Annotated in this window: 18 protein-coding genes; 9 read left to right on the top strand and 9 right to left on the bottom strand. The window is 60.3% G+C overall.

What is annotated here, in order from left to right:
* Positions 1–19: 19 nt before the first annotated feature.
* From rsmB to def, 3 genes are read right to left on the bottom strand one after another with little or no spacing between them, the layout of a single operon-like run.
* A complete protein-coding gene (rsmB, locus tag ACYZUA_RS02320; protein ID WP_461961935.1) occupies positions 20–1,330 on the bottom strand; it encodes a 16S rRNA (cytosine(967)-C(5))-methyltransferase RsmB in 1,311 nt (436 codons plus the stop codon).
* Positions 1,327–2,286, bottom strand: a complete 960-nt coding sequence (gene fmt / locus ACYZUA_RS02315) for a methionyl-tRNA formyltransferase (RefSeq protein WP_461961934.1) — start codon at positions 2,284–2,286, stop codon at positions 1,327–1,329. The genes rsmB and fmt overlap by 4 nt, the downstream gene beginning before the upstream one ends.
* Before the next feature lie 57 nt (positions 2,287–2,343).
* The gene (gene def, locus ACYZUA_RS02310; RefSeq protein ID WP_027926190.1) at positions 2,344–2,850 is read right to left on the bottom strand and encodes a peptide deformylase; all 507 of its coding nucleotides are present in this window, start codon (positions 2,848–2,850) and stop codon (positions 2,344–2,346) included.
* A 172-nt stretch (positions 2,851–3,022) separates the two neighbouring features.
* Here def and ACYZUA_RS02305 point away from each other — a divergent pair, with 172 nt between their 5' ends.
* The 3 genes from ACYZUA_RS02305 (at position 3,023) to ACYZUA_RS02295 (ending at position 5,840) form a co-directional block, all read left to right on the top strand.
* The gene (locus tag ACYZUA_RS02305) at positions 3,023–4,048 is read left to right on the top strand and encodes a LysM peptidoglycan-binding domain-containing protein (protein ID WP_461961933.1); all 1,026 of its coding nucleotides are present in this window, start codon (positions 3,023–3,025) and stop codon (positions 4,046–4,048) included.
* Between the two features lie 79 nt (positions 4,049–4,127).
* The gene (dprA, locus tag ACYZUA_RS02300; protein ID WP_461961932.1) at positions 4,128–5,228 is read left to right on the top strand and encodes a DNA-processing protein DprA; all 1,101 of its coding nucleotides are present in this window, start codon (positions 4,128–4,130) and stop codon (positions 5,226–5,228) included.
* A gap of 54 nt (positions 5,229–5,282) precedes the next feature.
* Positions 5,283–5,840, top strand: a complete 558-nt coding sequence (locus ACYZUA_RS02295) for an L-threonylcarbamoyladenylate synthase (RefSeq protein WP_461961931.1) — start codon at positions 5,283–5,285, stop codon at positions 5,838–5,840.
* Between the two features lie 112 nt (positions 5,841–5,952).
* On the opposite strand, the gene ACYZUA_RS02290 is transcribed toward ACYZUA_RS02295, so the two are convergent.
* Positions 5,953–6,930: an NADPH:quinone reductase gene (locus ACYZUA_RS02290; RefSeq protein ID WP_461961930.1), complete on the bottom strand. Its 978-nt coding sequence runs from the start codon at positions 6,928–6,930 to the stop codon at positions 5,953–5,955.
* A gap of 171 nt (positions 6,931–7,101) precedes the next feature.
* On the opposite strand from ACYZUA_RS02290, the gene hemF reads away from it, so the two are divergent.
* Both hemF and aroE read left to right on the top strand, forming a co-directional pair.
* A complete protein-coding gene (gene hemF / locus ACYZUA_RS02285) occupies positions 7,102–8,016 on the top strand; it encodes an oxygen-dependent coproporphyrinogen oxidase (RefSeq protein WP_461961929.1) in 915 nt (304 codons plus the stop codon).
* Positions 8,017–8,029: 13 nt separating this feature from the next.
* A complete protein-coding gene (aroE, locus tag ACYZUA_RS02280) occupies positions 8,030–8,851 on the top strand; it encodes a shikimate dehydrogenase (RefSeq protein WP_461961928.1) in 822 nt (273 codons plus the stop codon).
* Positions 8,852–8,961: 110 nt separating this feature from the next.
* On the opposite strand, the gene ACYZUA_RS02275 is transcribed toward aroE, so the two are convergent.
* From ACYZUA_RS02275 to betC, 3 genes are all read right to left on the bottom strand, one after another.
* Positions 8,962–10,530: a SulP family inorganic anion transporter gene (locus tag ACYZUA_RS02275; RefSeq protein ID WP_461961927.1), complete on the bottom strand. Its 1,569-nt coding sequence runs from the start codon at positions 10,528–10,530 to the stop codon at positions 8,962–8,964.
* Positions 10,531–10,793: 263 nt separating this feature from the next.
* A complete protein-coding gene (choX, locus tag ACYZUA_RS02270) occupies positions 10,794–11,714 on the bottom strand; it encodes a choline ABC transporter substrate-binding protein (protein WP_461961926.1) in 921 nt (306 codons plus the stop codon).
* Positions 11,715–11,730: 16 nt separating this feature from the next.
* Positions 11,731–13,245, bottom strand: a complete 1,515-nt coding sequence (gene betC / locus ACYZUA_RS02265) for a choline-sulfatase (RefSeq protein WP_461961925.1) — start codon at positions 13,243–13,245, stop codon at positions 11,731–11,733.
* Positions 13,246–13,359: 114 nt separating this feature from the next.
* Between betC and ACYZUA_RS02260 the strand changes: the two genes are divergently transcribed.
* On the top strand, positions 13,360–14,310 hold the full coding sequence (locus tag ACYZUA_RS02260; RefSeq protein WP_461961924.1) for a choline sulfate utilization transcriptional regulator: 951 nt from the start codon (positions 13,360–13,362) through the stop codon (positions 14,308–14,310).
* Here ACYZUA_RS02260 and ACYZUA_RS02255 read toward each other — a convergent pair.
* A complete protein-coding gene (locus tag ACYZUA_RS02255; protein WP_461961923.1) occupies positions 14,297–14,968 on the bottom strand; it encodes an NAD(P)-dependent oxidoreductase in 672 nt (223 codons plus the stop codon). The two genes, ACYZUA_RS02260 and ACYZUA_RS02255, sit on opposite strands and share 14 nt — an antisense overlap.
* A gap of 82 nt (positions 14,969–15,050) precedes the next feature.
* Here ACYZUA_RS02255 and ACYZUA_RS02250 point away from each other — a divergent pair, with 82 nt between their 5' ends.
* Entirely contained in the window at positions 15,051–15,377 is a 327-nt protein-coding gene (locus ACYZUA_RS02250) for a DOPA 4,5-dioxygenase family protein (RefSeq protein ID WP_461961922.1), read from the top strand.
* Positions 15,378–15,382: 5 nt separating this feature from the next.
* Here ACYZUA_RS02250 and ACYZUA_RS02245 read toward each other — a convergent pair whose 3' ends face one another.
* On the bottom strand, positions 15,383–15,784 hold the full coding sequence (locus tag ACYZUA_RS02245; protein WP_461961921.1) for a GFA family protein: 402 nt from the start codon (positions 15,782–15,784) through the stop codon (positions 15,383–15,385).
* 318 nt (positions 15,785–16,102) lie between these two features.
* On the opposite strand from ACYZUA_RS02245, the gene ACYZUA_RS02240 reads away from it, so the two are divergent.
* On the top strand, positions 16,103–17,410 hold the full coding sequence (locus tag ACYZUA_RS02240) for a CitMHS family transporter (RefSeq protein ID WP_461961920.1): 1,308 nt from the start codon (positions 16,103–16,105) through the stop codon (positions 17,408–17,410).
* An 85-nt stretch (positions 17,411–17,495) separates the two neighbouring features.
* A complete protein-coding gene (locus tag ACYZUA_RS02235) occupies positions 17,496–18,263 on the top strand; it encodes a TerC family protein (protein WP_461961919.1) in 768 nt (255 codons plus the stop codon).
* The last annotated feature ends 140 nt before the right edge of the window (positions 18,264–18,403 follow it).

Genomic DNA, 18,403 nt, shown 5'->3' with positions numbered 1-18,403 from the left:
GTCACTCCTTTAAAACCGGTTAACCGCGCGCGGCGGCGATCTTGATCAGCTTGGCGTAGTAGAACCCGTCATGGCCGCCTTCCTGGACCAGCAATTGGCGACCGTGAGGTTGCTTGATACCTGCTTGAGTGGCGAGGTCCAGTTCACGGGCGCCCGGCGTGCGAGCGAGGAAGGCTTCGATCACTTCAGTGTTCTCGGTCGGCAGCGTCGAGCAGGTGGCGTAAAGCAGGATGCCGCCGACCTCCAAAGTTATCCACATGGCATCGAGCAGTTCGCCCTGGAGAACCGCGAGTGCGGCGATGTCATCGGGTTGGCGAGTCAGCTTGATGTCCGGGTGACGACGAATCACACCGGTGGCCGAGCATGGCGCGTCCAGCAGAATGCGCTGGAACGGCTTGCCATCCCACCAAGTCGCGGTGTCGCGGCCGTCGGCGGCGATCAGTTCGGCGCTCAGGCCCAGGCGTGCGAGGTTTTCCCGCACTCGCACCAGACGCTTGGCTTCCAGGTCCACTGCCACCACGCCGGCAAGTGCCGGCTCGGCTTCAAGGATGTGGCAAGTCTTGCCGCCCGGTGCGCAGCAGGCGTCCAGCACCCGTTGGCCCGGGGCCAGGTCGAGCAGATTGGCGGCCAGTTGCGCGGCTTCGTCCTGCACGCTGATCCAGCCTTCGGCGAAACCCGGCAGGCTGCGCACGTCGGCGGCGGCGTCGAGAATAATGCCATCCTGACTGTAAACACATGGCGTGGCGGCAATGCCGGCGTCGGTCAGCAACCCGAGGTAAGCATCGCGGCTGTGATGAAGACGGTTGACCCGCAAGATCATCGGCGGATGCGCGTTGTTTGCCGCACAGATGGATTCCCATTGTTCAGGCCAGAAGGCTTTCAGGGATTTTTGCAGCCAACGCGGGTGAGCGGTGCGCACCACCGGATCGTGTTCCAGCTCGGCCAGCAGCGCTTCGCTTTCACGCTGGGCGCGGCGCAACACGGCGTTGAGCAAGGCCTTGGCCCAAGGCTTTTTCAGCTTGTCGGCGCAACCCACGGTTTCACCGATGGCGGCATGGGCCGGAACCCGGGTGTAGAGCAACTGGTAGAGACCGACCAGCAACAGCGCTTCGACATCGGCGTCGGCTGCCTTGAACGGTTTCTGCAGCAACTTGGCCGCCAGCGCCGACAAACGCGGCTGCCAGCGCGCGGTGCCGAACGCCAGGTCTTGGGTGAAGCCGCGGTCGCGGTCTTCGACCTTGTCCATTTGCGTCGGCAGGGAGCTGTTGAGTGAGGCTTTTCCGTTAAGAACAGCGGCGAGTGCCTTGGCGGCGGCCAGACGTGGATTCATTGAGCGTCCGCCGCTTGACCGAGGACGGTGCCGACGGCGAATTTCTCACGACGGCTGTTGAACAAGTCACTGAAGTTCAGCGCCTTGCCGCCGGGCAATTGCAGACGAGTCAGACACAAGGCTTGCCCACCGGAGGCGACGATCAAACCGTCCTTGCTGGCGCTGAGGATTTCCCCCGGTGCGCCCTGCCCTTCGGCGAGGCTCGCGGCCAGGACTTTCAGCGCTTCGCCGTTCAGCGTGCTGTGGCAGATAGGCCATGGATTGAAGGCGCGGACCAGCCGTTCCAACTCAACCGCCGGACGGCTCCAGTCGATGCGCGCTTCGTCCTTGTTCAATTTGTGAGCATAAGTGGCGAGGCTGTCGTCCTGCACTTCGCCTTCCAGCGTGCCGGCGGCGAGGCCGGCAATCGCCTGAATCACCGCTGGCGGGCCCATTTCCGCCAGACGGTCGTGGAGGCTGCCACCGGTGTCTTCACCGGTGATCGGCGTAGTGACTTTCAGCAGCATCGGCCCGGTGTCGAGGCCCAGCTCCATGCGCATGACGGTGACGCCGCTTTCGCTGTCGCCCGCTTCAACGGCACGCTGGATCGGCGCCGCACCGCGCCAGCGTGGCAGCAAGGAGGCGTGGCTGTTGATGCAGCCCAGGCGTGGAATATCCAGCACCACTTGCGGCAGGATCAGGCCGTAGGCGACCACCACCAGCAAGTCCGGCTTGAGCGCGGCCAGTTCAGCCTGAGCGTCTTCGTTGCGCAGGGTTGGCGGTTGCAACACAGGAATGTTGTTTTCCAGAGCCAGCTGCTTGACCGGGCTTGGCATCAGTTTTTGCCCGCGACCCGCCGGACGGTCCGGTTGGGTGTAGACCGCGACGATCTCGTAAGGGCTGTCGAGCAGGGCCTTGAGGTGTTCGGCGGCGAATTCCGGGGTGCCGGCAAAGACGATGCGCAGTGGCTCAGTCATTCAAAAGGTCTCGCAAAAGAAAAAGGCTTGCCGCAGCAAGCCTTTGAAAGGAGGGCATCAAGCGTTCTGGCGATGGAGCTTTTCCAGTTTCTTCTTGATTCGGTCGCGTTTGAGACTGGACAGGTAGTCAACGAACAATTTGCCATTCAGGTGGTCGCATTCATGCTGGATGCACACGGCGAGCAGGCCTTCGGCGATCAGTTCGTAAGGCTGGCCGTCGCGGTCCAGGGCCTTGATCTTGACCTTCTGTGGGCGATCGACGTTTTCGTAGAAGCCCGGTACCGAGAGGCAGCCTTCCTGATATTGCTCCATCTCGTCGGTCAGGGTTTCGAACTCGGGGTTGATGAACACCCGTGGTTCGCTGCGGTCTTCGGAGAGGTCCATCACGACGATACGTTTGTGCACGTTGACCTGGGTCGCGGCGAGGCCGATGCCTGGCGCTTCATACATTGTTTCAAACATGTCATCGACCAACTGACGCACTTCGTCGTCCACTACGGCCACTGGTTTGGCGATAGTGCGCAGGCGCGAGTCGGGAAATTCGAGGATGTCTAAAATGGCCATAAGCTCAATTGCTGCACATGTGAGGTAATGTCGGGTCGATGGCCTGGCGGGTCCGAAGATGCAGGCTACCGTTGTAAAACGTAGCTTCCTGTTCTTTTTGGTAAAGAGTCGGGAGCGAGCCACGAGGGCTCTGGCGTTCTACGCGAATGCACATAATAAAGGGATTCACCGCATGAGGAAATCACTACTCGCCTTGCTCCTTCTGGCCTCGGCCGGTTTGGCGCACGGGCAAGTGCAACTCAAGGAAGGTTTTCCACAGCAATACACCGTGGTATCCGGTGACACACTTTGGGACATATCGGGGAAATACCTTCGTGAACCGTGGAAATGGCCGGAGCTCTGGCAGGCCAATCCACAGATCGAAAACCCCAATCTCATCTACCCCGGCGACTCGCTGTCGCTGGTCTACGTCAACGGGCAGCCACGCCTGACCCTCAACCGCGGCGCTTCCAGGGGCACCATCAAGCTGTCGCCACGCATCCGCAGCAGCCCGGTTGCCGATGCTATCCCGAGCATTCCGCTGCAATCGATCAACAGCTTTTTGCTGAGCAACCGCATCATCGACAAGGTCGAGGACTTCGACAAGGCGCCTTATATCGTCGCCGGTGATGCCGAACGCGTGCTCAGTGGCACCGGTGACCGAATCTTCGCTCGCGGCCACTTCGACCCGGCTCAGCCGGTTTACGGCATCTTCCGTCAGGGCAAGGTCTACACCGATCCTGTCAGTAAAGAATTTTTGGGGATCAATGCCGACGACATCGGCGGCGGCGAGATTGTGGCCACCGAAGGCGACGTCGCCACCCTGGCGCTGCAACGCACCACTCAGGAAGTCCGCCTCGGCGACCGCTTGTTCAGCGGTGAAGAGCGCTCGATCAACTCGACCTTCATGCCCAGTGCGCCAAAAACCGAGATCAACGGGTTGATCATCGACGTGCCGCGCGGGGTTACCCAAATTGGCGCGCTGGATGTGGTCACGCTGAACAAGGGGAAGCGCGATGGCCTGGCCGAAGGCAACGTGTTGGTGGTGATGAAAACCGGCGAAACCGTGCGTGACCGGATCACTGGCCAGCCACTGAAAATCCCGGATGAGCGCGCCGGTTTACTGATGGTTTTCCGCACTTACGACAAGCTCAGCTACGGGCTGGTGCTCTATGCATCACGCTCCCTGGCGGTGCTGGACAAGGTGCGAAATCCTTAACAGGCTCCACAAGTTACCAACAGAGTTATCCACAGCTTATTCCCGTTTGAACGGGGCTCATAACGATCAAGGATGATCCATGTCGCTGTCTGCTTTTGCACCGGTTTCCCCTGCGGAACTGGAAGCTCGTTTACGTTTGCATCGCCTGCCGGAACTCGGCCCTGCGCGGTTCAAGAAATTGCTTGAGGCCTTCGGCTCAGCGTCCAAGGCTATCAGCGCGCCGGCAAGTGCCTGGCGTTCGTTGGGTTTGCCCCTCGCTTGCGCGGAGGCCAGGCGCTCCAGTGAAATCCGTGATGGCGCGAGCCATGCATTGGCCTGGTTAGAGCGTCCGGGCCAGCATTTACTGATGTGGGACCAACCTGACTACCCGGCACTGCTGGCGGAAATCAGTGATGCGCCGCCGCTGTTATTCGTGGCGGGCGATCCAGGCATTCTGGAAAAACCGCAGTTGGCGATGGTCGGCAGCCGTCGCGCTTCGCGGCCGGGCATGGACACCGCCGCTGCTTTTTCCCGCAGTCTGGCCGGCGCCGGTTTTGTCATTACCAGCGGTTTGGCGCTGGGCATTGATGCCGCCGCGCATCAAGCCGCTCTGGACGTGGGCGGGCGAACGGTTGGTGTACTTGGCACGGGACTTGAAAAGTTTTATCCACAGCGCAATCGACGGCTGGCAGACGCCATGATCGCCTCGGGCAGCGCGGTGCTTTCGGAGTTCCCGCTGGACGCCGGGCCGACCGCCAGCAACTTCCCCCGGCGCAATCGAATCATCAGCGGTTTATCCCTGGGCGTGCTGGTGGTCGAGGCGAGCGTCGCCAGCGGTTCGTTGATCACCGCGAGGCTGGCGGCGGAACAGGGCCGTGAGGTATATGCGATTCCAGGGTCGATCCACCACCCGGGCGCAAAGGGTTGTCATCAACTGATCCGCGACGGCGCGGTGCTGGTAGAAACCATCGAGCATATCTTCGAAGCCTTGCGTGGCTGGCAACGGTTGCCGTTATCCACAGAGACACCAGCGGTGACACATCCGTTGCTCATGCTGCTGCATGCCGCGCCGCACACCAGTGAAGCGTTGTCCGTCACCAGCGGCTGGGCCTTGCCAAAAGTGCTGGCAGCGCTGACAGAGCTGGAAATGGACGGCCGGGCGGTCTGCGAAAGCGGGCGCTGGTTTGCGCGGGTGAGCTAGGTTTTATAAGGAAGATCGGTAAACTGCGCAGAGCCTTATTCCGGAGAGTTTTTCATGGTCAACAATTGGCGTGTGCAACAAGCCGCACAAGCCGTTCGCGCAGGGGCAGTGATTGCCTATCCAACCGAAGCGGTCTGGGGCCTGGGTTGCGATCCGTGGGACGAAGAGGCGGTTTATCGTCTGTTGACGATCAAGGGCCGGTCTGCTGAAAAGGGCCTGATTCTGGTCGCAGACAACATTCGTCAGTTCGACTTCCTGTTCGAAGACTTCCCGGAACTGTGGATGGATCGCATGGCCAGCACCTGGCCGGGGCCGAACACCTGGTTGGTGCCGCATCAGAATTTGTTGCCGCAGTGGATTACCGGCGTGCATGAAACGGTGGCGCTGCGGGTTAGCGATCATCCGCTGGTGCGGGATTTGTGCGCGTTGGTCGGGCCGCTGGTGTCGACCTCGGCCAATCCACAGGGCCGGCCGGCGGCTCGCACACGGATTCGCGTGGAGCAATATTTCCGTGGGCAGGTGGATTACGTGTTGGGCGGGAATCTGGGTGGGCGCAAGAATCCGAGCGTTATCCGGGATCTCGCGACCGGCCACGTTGTGCGCCCGGATTAGGACCGCGTCATCGTTCATCGCGGGCAAGCCTTGCTCCTACAGGTCCGCGCCGTACACATAACGCGTGCACGACTCAGACCTGTAGGAGCAAGGCTTGCCCGCGATGGCGTCCTCAAGGCAACAAAACAGTCGAGCCAGTCGTACGCCGAGCCGACAACTCGGTCTGCGCCTTCGCCGCTTCGGCCAATGGATATTTCTGGCTGATGTCCACTTTCAGCTTGCCGCTGATGATCATCTCGAACAGCTCATCCGCCATACGCTGCAGGTTCTCGGCGTTATTGGCGTAGGTCGCCAGGGTCGGCCGGGTCACGTACAGCGAACCCTTCGCCGAGAGAATTCCCAGGTTCACCCCGTCTACCGCACCTGATGCATTGCCAAAGCTCACCACCAGACCGCGAGGCGCCACGCTATCAAGCGAAGTCAGCCAGGTGTCCTTGCCCACGCCGTCATACACCACCGGGACTTTTTTCCCCTCAGTCAATTCCAGTACGCGCTGTGCGACGTTTTCATGGCTGTAATCGATGGTCGCCCAAGCACCGTTGGCCTTGGCCAGTGCGGCTTTCTCCGGTGAGCTGACCGTGCCGATCAACTTCACGCCCAAGGCCTTGGCCCACTGGCAGGCCAGGGAGCCGACGCCACCGGCCGCAGCGTGAAAGAGGATGGTTTCGCCACCCTTGAGTTCATAGGTCTGACGCAGCAGGTATTGAACGGTCAGGCCCTTGAGCATTACGCCGGCAGCCTGTTCGAAGCTGATCGCGTCCGGCAGATGCACCAGATTGGCCTCCGGCAACACGTGAACGTCGCTGTAGGCGCCCAACGGACCGCTGCCGTACGCCACGCGATCACCCACTTTGAACCGGGTGACGTCACTGCCCACCGCCTCGACCACGCCCGCGCCTTCCGAGCCCAGGCCCGATGGCAGGGCTGGCGGCGCATAGAGACCGCTGCGGTAATAGGTGTCGATGAAGTTCAGGCCGATGGCCTTGTTGGTCACGCGAACCTGTTGCGGGCCGGGCTCGGCGGGTTGGTAATCGACATACTCGAGCACTTCGGGGCCGCCATGGGCGCGGAACTGGATACGCTTAGCCATCAGAACTCTCCTTAGGTCTTGGCTACTGGATTTGTAGCGCGAAGCTCCCTATCGAACTCCCATGCTTGATCTTCGTCAACTGCGACGGGGCAAGGTGCAGTGTTATCCTACGCAGCAATTTGCCGCCGGCCATTAAGCGCCGCGTAGCTTTGCCCGATTCAAGGTGATGACATGACAACCCGCACCGAGGCCGTGAAAGCCTACCTGCTCGACCTGCAAGACCGCATTTGCGCGGCCCTCGAAGCTGAAGACGGCGGCACGCAGTTCGTCGAAGACGCCTGGACCCGGCCCGCCGGTGGTGGCGGTCGCACCCGGGTGATCGAAAATGGCACGGTCATTGAAAAGGGCGGCGTCAACTTTTCCCACGTCTTCGGCAGCGGTCTTCCACCCTCCGCCAGCGCCCATCGGCCAGAACTGGCCGGCCGTGGCTTCGAAGCGCTGGGCGTCTCTCTGGTTATTCACCCGCACAACCCGCATGTGCCGACGTCCCACGCCAACGTGCGCTTTTTCATCGCTGAAAAAGAAGGCGAAGAACCGGTCTGGTGGTTTGGCGGTGGCTTTGACCTGACGCCTTATTACGGCAATGAAGAAGACTGCGTGCATTGGCACCGCGTCGCCGAGCAGGCCTGCGCGCCGTTCGGTCCGGATGTTTACCCGCGCTACAAGGCTTGGTGCGACAGCTATTTCCACATCAAGCATCGCCACGAGCCGCGCGGCATTGGCGGTCTGTTCTTCGATGATTTGAACGAGTGGGACTTCGACACCAGCTTCGCTTTCATGCGCGCCATCGGTGACGCGTTCATCGACGCCTACCTGCCGATCGTGCAGCGCCGCAAAAACGATGCGTTTACCGCCAAACAGCGTGAGTTCCAGGAATTCCGCCGTGGGCGCTACGTTGAATTCAATCTGGTCTACGACCGCGGCACGCTGTTCGGTCTGCAATCGGGCGGGCGTACCGAGTCGATCCTGATGTCCCTGCCACCGCAAGTACGCTGGAGCTACGACTGGAAAGCCGAGCCGGGCAGCGAAGAAGCACGGCTGACCGAGTACTTCCTGCAAGACCGCGATTGGTTGGCCAAGGCCTGAACGAGGAATCCTGATGGACCGTTATGTCGTATTCGGTAACCCGATTGGCCACAGCAAGTCGCCGCTGATCCACCGTCTGTTCGCCGAGCAGACGGCTCAGAAGCTGGACTACAGCACGTTGCTGGCGCCCCTCGACGATTTTTCCACCTGCGCCCGGACGTTTTTCCTCGAAGGTCGCGGGGCGAATGTGACGGTGCCGTTCAAGGAAGAGGCCTATCGTCTGGCGAACAGTCTGACGGCGCGGGCGCAGCGGGCTGGTGCGGTGAACACCCTGAGCAAACTCGCTGATGGCAGCCTGCTGGGCGACAACACCGATGGCGCCGGACTGGTGCGGGACCTGACGGTCAACGCCGGTTTCAGCCTCAAGGGCAAACGCATCCTGCTGCTCGGTGCTGGCGGCGCAGTGCGCGGTGCGCTGGAGCCGTTGCTGGCCGAGCAACCCGCCTCGGTGGTCATCGCCAACCGCACGGTGGAAAAAGCCGAACTGTTGGCGGAATTGTTCGCGGACCTGGGACCCGTGTCGGCCAGTGGTTTTGATTGGCTGAAGGAGTCGGTTGACCTGATCATCAACGCGACGTCCGCCAGTCTGTCAGGGGATGTACCGCCGATTGCCAGCAGTTTGATCGAGCCGGGCAAGACGGTTTGCTACGACATGATGTACGGCAAGGAGCCGACCTCGTTCTGCCGTTGGGCCAGTGAACAGGGCGCGGCGGTGTCGATGGATGGCTTGGGGATGCTCGCCGAACAAGCGGCAGAAGCCTTCTTCCTGTGGCGCGGTGTGCGGCCGGACACCGCGCCGGTGCTGGCCGAACTTCGCCGCCAATTGGCCCTGTAGGAGCAAGCGGTGCGGCGACCCGACTTGCCCGCGATAAACGATTACGCGGTGTGCCTGATACGCCGCGGCGCCTCAATCGCGGGCAAGCCATGCTCCTACAGGGTGTGTGTTCAGTCCTCAAACCGGATCGGGCATTTCTCCGCCCCTTCCAGCTTCCTCAATTCTTCCACGACCTGCGGCCGCGCGCGCCGCAGGGTCAGGCTTCGATCCTGGCGCAGCAGCCGTCGCGCTTCCTGGTGCAGCATCTCCACGCCTGAATAGTCGATGAAGTTGATCTGCTGCGCTTCGATCACCACGCGCGCGCCGTGCATCCGTTGCAGGCGTACTTGCAGGTAATGGCTGGCGCCAAAAAAGATCGAACCGCCAACCCGCAGAATGTCTTCATCCCCATCCTGCCAATGCTGGACTCGCGGTTGCGAAGTGCGTTTGAGGTAGAAGAACAGCGAAGCCAGCACCCCGGCGTAGATCGCGGTCTGCAATTCCAGCAGCAGCGTGGCGACACAGGTCAGCGCCATGACCAGGAACTCGGCGCGGCTGACCCGCAACAACGCGCGAATGCCGCGATGATCCACCAGCCCCCAGGCAATCAACAGAATGCTGCCGGCCATGGCCGGGATCGGAATGTGCGCGATCAAATTCGCGCCGAAGATGGCGAACAGCGCCACCCATACCGCCGAAAAAACGCCAGCCATCGGCGAGCAGGCACCCGCTTCGTAGCTCAGGCCCGAGCGGGTGAAGGAACCGGCTGACAGCGATCCGGAAAAAAACGCGCCGACCATGTTCGATAAACCCTGGGCACGGACCTCTTGGTTGGCGTCGAGTAACTGTTGTGAGCGGGCCGACAAGGATCGGGCAATCGACAGACTGGTGACCAGCCCGAGCATGCCCACCGCCACCGCGCTGGGTAACAAACGCAGAATCAGGTCCAGATCCAGCGGCAACGGACTGAAGGGCGGCAGCCGCCCGACAAACGCGCTGACCAACTTCACATGACCGAACATCGATGGCCAGAGCCAGACCAGCAATCCGCTCAGCACCAGGGTGATCAATAGCGTCGGCCAGCGCGGCAGGAGCAATTTCAGGATCACGCCCACCACGACCGTCGCCAGGCCCAGCATGAACGACGGTTTATCCACTTCGCCAAGATGACTGAACAGCATCATCAAGCTGTTCAGCGCTGTTGCCTGGTTGGGCACGTCCAGCCCCAATAGATTTGGCAGTTGGCCGATGGCGATCACCACCGCCGCGCCGAGGGTGAAACCCAGCACCACCGAGTGCGAGACGAAATTCACCAAGGCGCCGAAGCGCAGCAAACCGAGCAGCCACTGAAAAATCCCGGCAAGCAGTGTCAGCAACAGGATCAGGGTGACGTAGTCCTCTGACGCCGGAACGGCCAGAGGACTGACGCTGGCGTACAAGACAATAGAAATCGCCGCCGTAGGACCGCAGATCAAGTGCCACGAAGAACCCCACAGACAGGCGATCAGCACCGGGATAATCGCCGCATACAGACCGTATTCAGGTGGGAGACCGGCGATCAGCGCGTAGGCAATGGATTGCGGCAACGCGAGAATCGCGCCGCTGAGGCCGACGATCAGGTCACGCCCGACGCTGGCGCGGGTCTGCCGGGGCATCCAGCTGAGGAAGGGGAAGAGCGAATGGCGGCTTGGGAAGGCCATGGGTCCTCTCGGGTGAGATTTTGCGCAAGGGTAGCAGGGTGTGAGGGGTGTCAGATGAATCCACCCCTCACCCTAACCCTCTCCCCAAGGGGTAGAGGGGACTGACCGAGGTGTTTTTTCGAGCTACATCGACCTGAAATATCGAGTCGAACTCAGGTCTGAAAAACACCGGAGATCTGCTCCCTTTCCCCCTCTCCCCTATGGGGAGAGGGTTGGGGTGAGGGGTCGATCCTGAGCCAGACAGAGAATCCAGCACTACTCGATCAAAGCTTCGCCTTCACCGCCCCCAACGCATCCTTCCCATCCACTGTCTTCACCCCATCCAGCCACTTATCCAGCACCGCCGGATTAGCCTTGATCCACGCCTTGGCCGCCTCAGCATTGCTGACCTTCTTGTTCACCACCTCGGCCATGATGCTGTTCTCCATGTCCTGGGTGAAACTCAGGTTGGTCAGCAGTTTGCCGACGTTCGGGCAGGCCTGTGCATAACCTTTGCGGGTCAGGGTGTAAACGCTACCGGTGTCGCCGAAGTACTTCTCGCCGCCCTTGAGGTAATGCATTTTCAGTTGCACGTTCATCGGATGTGGGGTCCAGCCGAGGAAGGTCACGAACTTCTGTTTTTTCACCGCGCGAGACACTTCGGCCAGCATGGCCTGTTCGCTGGACTCGACCAGTTTCCACTGGCCCATGTCGAAGTCGTTCTTCTTGATGATTTCCTGCAAGGAGAGGTTGGCGGGAGCACCGGAGCCGATGCCGTAGATCTTTTTGTCGAACTTGTCGGCGTATTTGTTCAGGTCGGAAAAGTTATGCACACCCGCGTCCCAGACATAATCGGGGACCGCGAGGGTGAATTCTGTGCCGTCGAGGTTCTTCGCCAGTTGCGTGACATCGCCGGTGGCCACGAACTTGTCGTAGAAGCCCTGTTGCGCCGGCATCCAGTTACCGAGAAACACGTCGACCTGGCCATCTTTCAAGCCGCCAAAGGTGATCGGCACCGCCAGGGTGTCGATCTTGGCCTTGTAGCCCATGCCGTCCAGCAGAAACCCGGTGATGGCGTTGGTCGCGGCGATGTCGCTCCAGCCAGGGTCGGCCATTTTCACCGTCTCGCAACTCTGATCGGCATACGCCGATGCACTGCCCAGAGCCAGAAGCCCGACCGTCATTACTGTGGATAACCTACGCATGGCATTCCCCTTAACATTATTGGTTTTGGCAGGGTTGTGGATAACGTGCTTTACGCTCCAGATCGTCGAGGTCGATGTGGTTGCGCATGTATTGCTGACTGGCGTCCACCAGGGGCTGGTGATCCCAACTCTTCAGCTTGCCGAGGGTTAACGCCTCGGCGACAAAACGTCGGCGCCGTTGGCTGGCGAGCACTTGTTGATGAATCGCCGGGATATCCCATTTGGTCCGGGCTTCAGCGAGAAATTCATCGAAAAGCGGCCGATGTTGTGGCGATTGGCTGAGTTCTTCCAGTTCGCGTGGGTCGTTGTTTACATCGAAGAGTAGGCAAGGGTCGTCTTCGCTGTAGATGAATTTGTAGGCGCCGCGACGAATCATCATCAGCGGGCTGATGGTGCCTTCAGCCATGTACTCGCCGAAGACCTCGTCATGACCGCCCTGCCCTTGCAGGTGCGAGACCAGTGAGCGGCCATCCAGCGGCAATCCAGGCTCCAGTGACCCGCCGGCCAGTTCGACGAAGGTTGGCAACAGATCGGCAGTCGAGACCGCCGCGCTGACCCGGCCTGCCCCGAATTGCCCCGGCGCACTGATCAACAACGGCACGCGGGCGGCCATTTCGTACCAGTGCATTTTGTACCAGAGCCCACGCTCGCCGAGCATGTCGCCGTGGTCGCCGGAGAAAACGATGATGGTGTCATCGATCAGACCGGTTTCCTCGAGTGTTTGCAGGAGTTTGCCGACGTTGCTGTCGATATAGCTGCACGCACCGAAGTACGCCCGGCGCGCATCGCGAATCTTATCCACAGGCAACGGTTTGTCCCATAGGTCGTAAACCTTGAGCAAACGCTGGGAATGCGGATCAAGTTCGGTCTGCGCCGGGGTTTTAGGCAACGGGATGTCGGCGTCGTCGTACATATCCCAGAAAGCCTTGGGAATGGTGTACGGGTCGTGTGGGTGAGTCATCGAAACGGTGAGGCAGAACGGCTGGTCGCCGTCCTCACGGATGTGATCGAACAAGTACTGCTGGGCCTTGAACACCACCTCTTCGTCGAAATCCAGCTGATTGGTGCGCACGCACGGCCCGGCTTGCAGCACTGAAGACATGTTGTGAAACCAGGTTGGACGCACGTCTGGCTCGTCCCAGTTCACAGACCAGCCGTAATCGGCCGGGTAGATGTCGCTGGTCAGGCGTTCTTCATAGCCGTGCAGTTGATCCGGGCCGCAGAAATGCATCTTGCCCGACAGTGCGGTGCGGTAGCCGAGTCGACGCAGGTAGTGGGCATAAGTCGGTACATCGGCGGGGAAATCGGCCGCGTTGTCGTAGGCGCCGATCTTGCTCGGCAACTGACCGCTGACCAGGGTAAAACGCGACGGCGCGCACAGTGGGCTGTTGCAGTACGCGGCGTCGAACACCACGCCATCGGCGGCGAGGCGGCTGAGATTCGGCAGTTTGATGGGCGAAGGGCCGTAGAACGGCAACATTGGCGCAGCCATCTGATCGGCCATGATGAAAAGAATATTCTTGCGCTTCATGTGATCGCGGCATTCCATAGTGAATATTTATGCGAGAGTGCTGCGATCGAGCATGTAGCCCATGCAATTTGTGGTAAAGCCCATGCGCGGCAATGACTAGGATAAGCACAGCTTATGTATGACGCCCTTGGTGATTTGTCTCTGGATTTGCTTCGCGCCTTTGAAGCGGCGGCCCGTCAGCGCAGCTTTACGGCGGCCGCGGTGGAGCTTGGCACCACGCAACCGGCCATCAGCCAGCAGATCAAACGGTTGGAAGAACAACTCGGGACGCGGCTGTTCGACCGGATCTATCGCGGCATCGAACTGACCGAGGCCGGGACGATCCTGTTTGAGCAGGTTCAGCTCGGATTGCAGAACATCGATGCAGGATTGAGCGCTATCAGCGCACAGCACCAGCACGAGGTGTTGCAGGTCGCCACCGATTTCGCTTTTGCCGCGTATTGGCTGATGCCGCGCCTGCACCGCTTTCATGCTGCCAATCCCCAAGTGGACGTCAGCCTGGTCACCAGCGAACGCAGCCTCAACATGCTGCGCACCGATATTGATGTGGCGGTGTTGTTTGGTGATGGCCGATTCAAACAGGGCGAAAGCCATTGGCTGTTCAGCGAAGAAGTCTTTCCGGTGTGCAGCCCGCTGCTGTTGAAGGATCGTCCCCTGCCCTTGCCGGCCCAATCACTGCTCGAGTTCCCGCTGCTGCACCTTCGAGGCGAAAACAGCAGCAACTGGTTCGACTGGAGCGGCGTGTTTCGGGAGTTGGGGATCGCTTCGGCACCTGCGCCCGGGCAATTGCGCTTCGACAATTACACGCTGTTGATTCAAGCGGCGATTGGCGGCCAGGGCGTGGCGATTGGCTGGCGGCACCTTGTGGATAACTTGCTGGCGCAAGGTTTGTTGTGCCGACCGATTGCGCAAACGGTGATTTCCAGGCTCGGCTATTACGTGGTCCTGCCCCAGCGAAAACGGCGTGGTGCGCTGATTCAGCAGTTTGTGGACTGGTTGATGGCTGAGCAGGCCAGCAGTGCGCAATCGTTGAATGGCCTGCCGCTGCCGTCTATCGCGGTGTAGCGTCGGTCGCGACGAAGGTCACGTGCTCACCGACATGCAGGTTCAACCGCAACTCATCGGCGATTCCGACCGCCACCCGGCTCAACCGTTCAAGCGGTTCGGCGAGGCCTGGCTCCAGGCTACTGCTGACGTGGCTGAAATGCTCGATGGTCAGCCCGGGCACCCCGCGCGGCGCATTCACCAGCGTCCAGTGCAAAGTGCTGCTTTGCAGGGCCTCGCGGATTTCTTCGGCGGCGTGGCGTTGCAGTTGATCTTCTATCTCCGGATCGTCCAGTGCCTCGAAATCTCCGACCAGAAACAGCCGGGCAATCCCCGAGTCCTGCATACCATCGATCAGCGCATCCACCGCCAACACTTGCTCCACCGGGCCGGGCACGATGGATTTTTCCACATGCTCGCTGTTCATCGGCAACCCGGGTGCATCCAGCAGACAAATCACCGCCGAACACCCGGCGACGCTCTGCTTGACCCGCTTGGCGTCGAACAAATCGCCGGCCTTGGTCCGCAATCCCGGGCGCGGCGCGAGGGCCGTCAGGTCATCGAGAATCGCGATCACTTCATGTTGGCGCCGTAGCATTTCAGCCATCAGCGCACTGCCCAGGCTACTCATGGCACCATAAAGCACCACTTTCACCACCGGGGTTTCGGCATTTTTCATGGCCGTGCTCCGTTCTTCCTATCTCTATGGCGTGTGACCTGTGGGAAACGGCGCCGGTTCGATTCGGTTCAGAGGGTTTCAAATGCAGCGGATCAAGGGCTATCACGCCCATGTCTACTTCGACGCCAACACCCTTCCCCAGGCGCGAGCCTTGTGTGAGCAGGCGGCGCAATTGTTTCCAGTGAAGATGGGCCGCGTCCATGAACGCCCGGTGGGACCGCACCCGGACTGGAGCTGCCAGTTGGCTTTCGAGCCGCAATACATCGGCGACGTACTGCCCTGGCTTGCGCTCAACCGCAAGGGTTTGGTGGTATTCCTGCACCCGGACACTGGCAATGACCTGCTCGACCACACCGAGCATGCCATCTGGATGGGCGCGATTCGGCCACTGGATCTGTCTATTTTTTGATCAGCTCACAAGTGTTCCTCGGCTTCGCCCGGCAAATGTTCGTCCAGATGCAGCCAAGGCAGCCGGTTGTCAGTCCAGATATGCCTTTCGGCGGGTGCGTGCTCGGGATGATCGAGGGTGGCGATGGTCACGTCGATGCTGTCCGGGCTCAGGTGCGTGACCAGCGCCAGTTGCGCCCCACAGTTTGAACAGAAATACCGCATGCAGGTTGTTGAAGAGTCGTACTGCGCCGGCGTCCCTTTCACCCATTCAAAGGCTGACGCGAGCACGGTGATCCAGGTGGTCACGATTCCGCCGCTGACCCGTCGGCAAATCGAACAATGACAGTGGGCGATGTCGTGCAAAGGCCCGCTGAATTGATAGCGCAGATGTCCGCAATGGCAGCCGCCCGTGTGAATTTCGGCCATGTTTTGTCCTCCTGCCCTGTATTCAGGGGCTTTGAACCCGTCCGACGACCGGTTGCACATCTGGTCAATGCTTTCATCCGCGAAAGCTGGGTGAAAGCTTCCCCGATTAGGATCGCCCCACTTCCGGCAACAGACCGGTCGGCCAATGCCAGTGTTTTATCGCTCGCACAGCCCATTTAACAACAACAATGGTGATCCTGATGTCCTCTTCTACCCGCCGCTTCGCTGTCACTCCGCCCATACGTCTCGTGCTTCCCGTTCTGCGCTGACCCACCCGGTTCGCCCATTCCCTAGCCGCGCTATGCCTGGAGTATTCCCATGCTGACTTTCCTTGGCTTTGCCATGGTCATCACGTTCATGTTCCTGATCATGACCAAGCGCCTTTCCGCGCTGATCGCTCTGATCATCATCCCGATCCTGTTCGCGCTGTTCGGTGGTTTTGCGCCGAAGATCGGCCCGATGATGCTCGAAGGCATCACCAAGCTCGCACCGACCGGTGTGATGCTGATGTTCGCCATTCTGTACTTCGCCCTGATGATCGACTCCGGCCTGTTCGACCCGGCCGTGCGCAAGATCCTCAAACTGGTCAAGGGCGACCCGTTGAAAGTTTCGGTCGGCACCGCCGTACTGGCGCTCGTCGTCTCCCTCGATGGTGACGGCGCGACCACTTACATGATCTGCGTGGCCGCCATGCTGCCGCTCTACGCCCGTATCGGCATGAGCCCGCGAATCATGGCCGGCCTGATCATCCTCGCCGGTGGCGTGATGAACATGACGCCATGGGGCGGCCCCACCGCTCGTGCCGCCAGTGCGCTGCATGTGGACCCGTCCGACATCTTCGTGCCGATGATCCCGGCCATGGCCGCCGGCGTGGTGGCGATCCTGGTTATCGCCTACTTCTACGGCAAGCGTGAGCGTGCGCGTCTGGGTGAACTGCACCTGGTGGGCGATGAAATCGATCACAGCGAAATCAGCGTTTCGCAATTCCCGGATGCCCGTCGTCCGAAGTTGATCTGGTTCAACGGCGCCCTGACCCTGGGCCTGATGTGCACCCTGGTCGCCGGTCTGTTGCCGCTGCCGGTGCTGTTCATGGTGGCGTTCAGTATTGCGATGATCGTCAACTACCCGTGCCTGCAACAGCAGAAGGACCGCGTCGCGGCCCACGCCGGTAGCGTGCTGGCGGTGGTCGGTTTGATCTTTGCGGCCGGCATCTTCACCGGTATCCTGACCGGCACCGGCATGGTCGATGCGATGTCGAAAAGCCTGTTGGCGGTCATCCCGGACTTCCTCGGCCCGTACCTGGCGGTGATCACTGCATTGGTGAGCATGCCGTTCACATTTTTCATGTCGAACGATGCATTTTATTACGGCGTGTTACCGGTACTTGCGGAAGCTGCCAGCCATTACGGTATAACCGCGGTTGAAATGGCACGTGCCTCGATCGTCGGTCAGCCCGTCCACTTGCTGAGCCCGCTGGTACCATCGACCTATCTGTTGGTGGCCCTGGCCGGTATCGACTTCGGTGATCACCAGCGTTTCACCCTGAAGTGGGCAGTGCTGGTTTGCATGTGCATACTGGTCGCCGCCTTGCTGATGGGGATTTTTCCGCTGTTCAGCACTCTATAAGCCCAAGACTTACCATGACGGGTCCAGGCTTTGTTGTTTGAAGCCCGGGCCCTTCGTGGTTTAACACTCGCACAAAGGAATACACATGGAATGGCTGACCAACCCTGAAATCTGGGTTGCCTTCTTCACCCTGACCGCCCTGGAAATCGTCCTGGGTATCGATAACATCATCATGATTTCGATCCTGGTCAGCCGCATGCCCAAGCACATGCAACAGCGCACCCGGATTTTCGGCCTGGCGCTGGCCATGATCACGCGGATCCTGTTGCTGCTGTCGATCACCTGGGTCATGCGCCTTACCGCCGACCTGTTCGAAGTGTTCGGCCAGGGTATTTCCGGGCGTGACCTGATCCTGTTCTTCGGTGGTCTGTTCCTGCTGTGGAAGAGCTCGCAAGAGATGTACCACGCGCTGGAAGGCGAAGATGAGACCCACGAGGAACCGACCGCCAAGGGTGGCAGCTTCCTGTACACCATCATCCAGATTGCGATTATCGACATCGTGTTCTCCCTGGACTCGGTGATCACCGCCGTGGGTATGGTTTCCCATGTGCCGGTCATGGTCGCTGCGATCATCGTCGCCGTACTGGTGATGATGCTGGCGGCTGGCACCATCAGCGAATTCATCGACAAGCACCCGTCGCTGAAAATGCTGGCGCTGTCGTTCCTGTTGCTGGTCGGTACCGTGTTGATTGCCGAGTCCTTCGAAGTGCATTTGCCAAAAGGCTACGTGTACTTCGCCATGGCGTTCTCGCTGGCGGTGGAAGCGATCAACATCAAGATGCGCACCGCAATGATGAAAAAGAAGAAGCAGCAAGACCCAGTGAAACTGCGCAAGGACGTTCCGGGTCAGTAACCCGAAGCTGTGCACTGGCTGGTGTCAGCCAGTGCACAAAACCTGTGGGAGCGAGCCTGCTCGCGATAGCGGCCTGTCAGTCAGCATCAATGTTGAATGTGACGGCCCCATCGCGAGCAGGCTCGCTCCCACATTTTTTT

This window comes from Pseudomonas sp. LS2P72 (assembly GCF_054897865.1).
The sequence above is the reverse complement of the archived record's forward strand: the minus strand, read 5'-3'. Positions and strand labels throughout refer to the sequence as shown.

Excerpts from the sequence above, each read along its gene's own strand:
- ACYZUA_RS02250 (WP_461961922.1), top strand. The coding sequence starts at position 15,051 with ATGCAGCGGATCAAGGGCTATCACGCCCATGTCTACTTCGACGCCAAC.
- dprA (WP_461961932.1), top strand. The coding sequence starts at position 4,128 with ATGTCGCTGTCTGCTTTTGCACCGGTTTCCCCTGCGGAACTGGAAGCT.
- ACYZUA_RS02290 (WP_461961930.1), bottom strand. The coding sequence starts at position 6,930 with ATGGCTAAGCGTATCCAGTTCCGCGCCCATGGCGGCCCCGAAGTGCTC.
- ACYZUA_RS02275 (WP_461961927.1), bottom strand. The coding sequence starts at position 10,530 with ATGGCCTTCCCAAGCCGCCATTCGCTCTTCCCCTTCCTCAGCTGGATG.
- ACYZUA_RS02245 (WP_461961921.1), bottom strand. The coding sequence starts at position 15,784 with ATGGCCGAAATTCACACGGGCGGCTGCCATTGCGGACATCTGCGCTAT.
- betC (WP_461961925.1), bottom strand. The coding sequence starts at position 13,245 with ATGAAGCGCAAGAATATTCTTTTCATCATGGCCGATCAGATGGCTGCG.
- ACYZUA_RS02305 (WP_461961933.1), top strand. The coding sequence starts at position 3,023 with ATGAGGAAATCACTACTCGCCTTGCTCCTTCTGGCCTCGGCCGGTTTG.
- ACYZUA_RS02235 (WP_461961919.1), top strand. The coding sequence starts at position 17,496 with ATGGAATGGCTGACCAACCCTGAAATCTGGGTTGCCTTCTTCACCCTG.
- ACYZUA_RS02260 (WP_461961924.1), top strand. The coding sequence starts at position 13,360 with ATGTATGACGCCCTTGGTGATTTGTCTCTGGATTTGCTTCGCGCCTTT.
- fmt (WP_461961934.1), bottom strand. The coding sequence starts at position 2,286 with ATGACTGAGCCACTGCGCATCGTCTTTGCCGGCACCCCGGAATTCGCC.
- def (WP_027926190.1), bottom strand. The coding sequence starts at position 2,850 with ATGGCCATTTTAGACATCCTCGAATTTCCCGACTCGCGCCTGCGCACT.
- ACYZUA_RS02255 (WP_461961923.1), bottom strand. The coding sequence starts at position 14,968 with ATGAAAAATGCCGAAACCCCGGTGGTGAAAGTGGTGCTTTATGGTGCC.
- rsmB (WP_461961935.1), bottom strand. The coding sequence starts at position 1,330 with ATGAATCCACGTCTGGCCGCCGCCAAGGCACTCGCCGCTGTTCTTAAC.
- ACYZUA_RS02240 (WP_461961920.1), top strand. The coding sequence starts at position 16,103 with ATGCTGACTTTCCTTGGCTTTGCCATGGTCATCACGTTCATGTTCCTG.
- aroE (WP_461961928.1), top strand. The coding sequence starts at position 8,030 with ATGGACCGTTATGTCGTATTCGGTAACCCGATTGGCCACAGCAAGTCG.
- hemF (WP_461961929.1), top strand. The coding sequence starts at position 7,102 with ATGACAACCCGCACCGAGGCCGTGAAAGCCTACCTGCTCGACCTGCAA.
- ACYZUA_RS02295 (WP_461961931.1), top strand. The coding sequence starts at position 5,283 with ATGGTCAACAATTGGCGTGTGCAACAAGCCGCACAAGCCGTTCGCGCA.
- choX (WP_461961926.1), bottom strand. The coding sequence starts at position 11,714 with ATGCGTAGGTTATCCACAGTAATGACGGTCGGGCTTCTGGCTCTGGGC.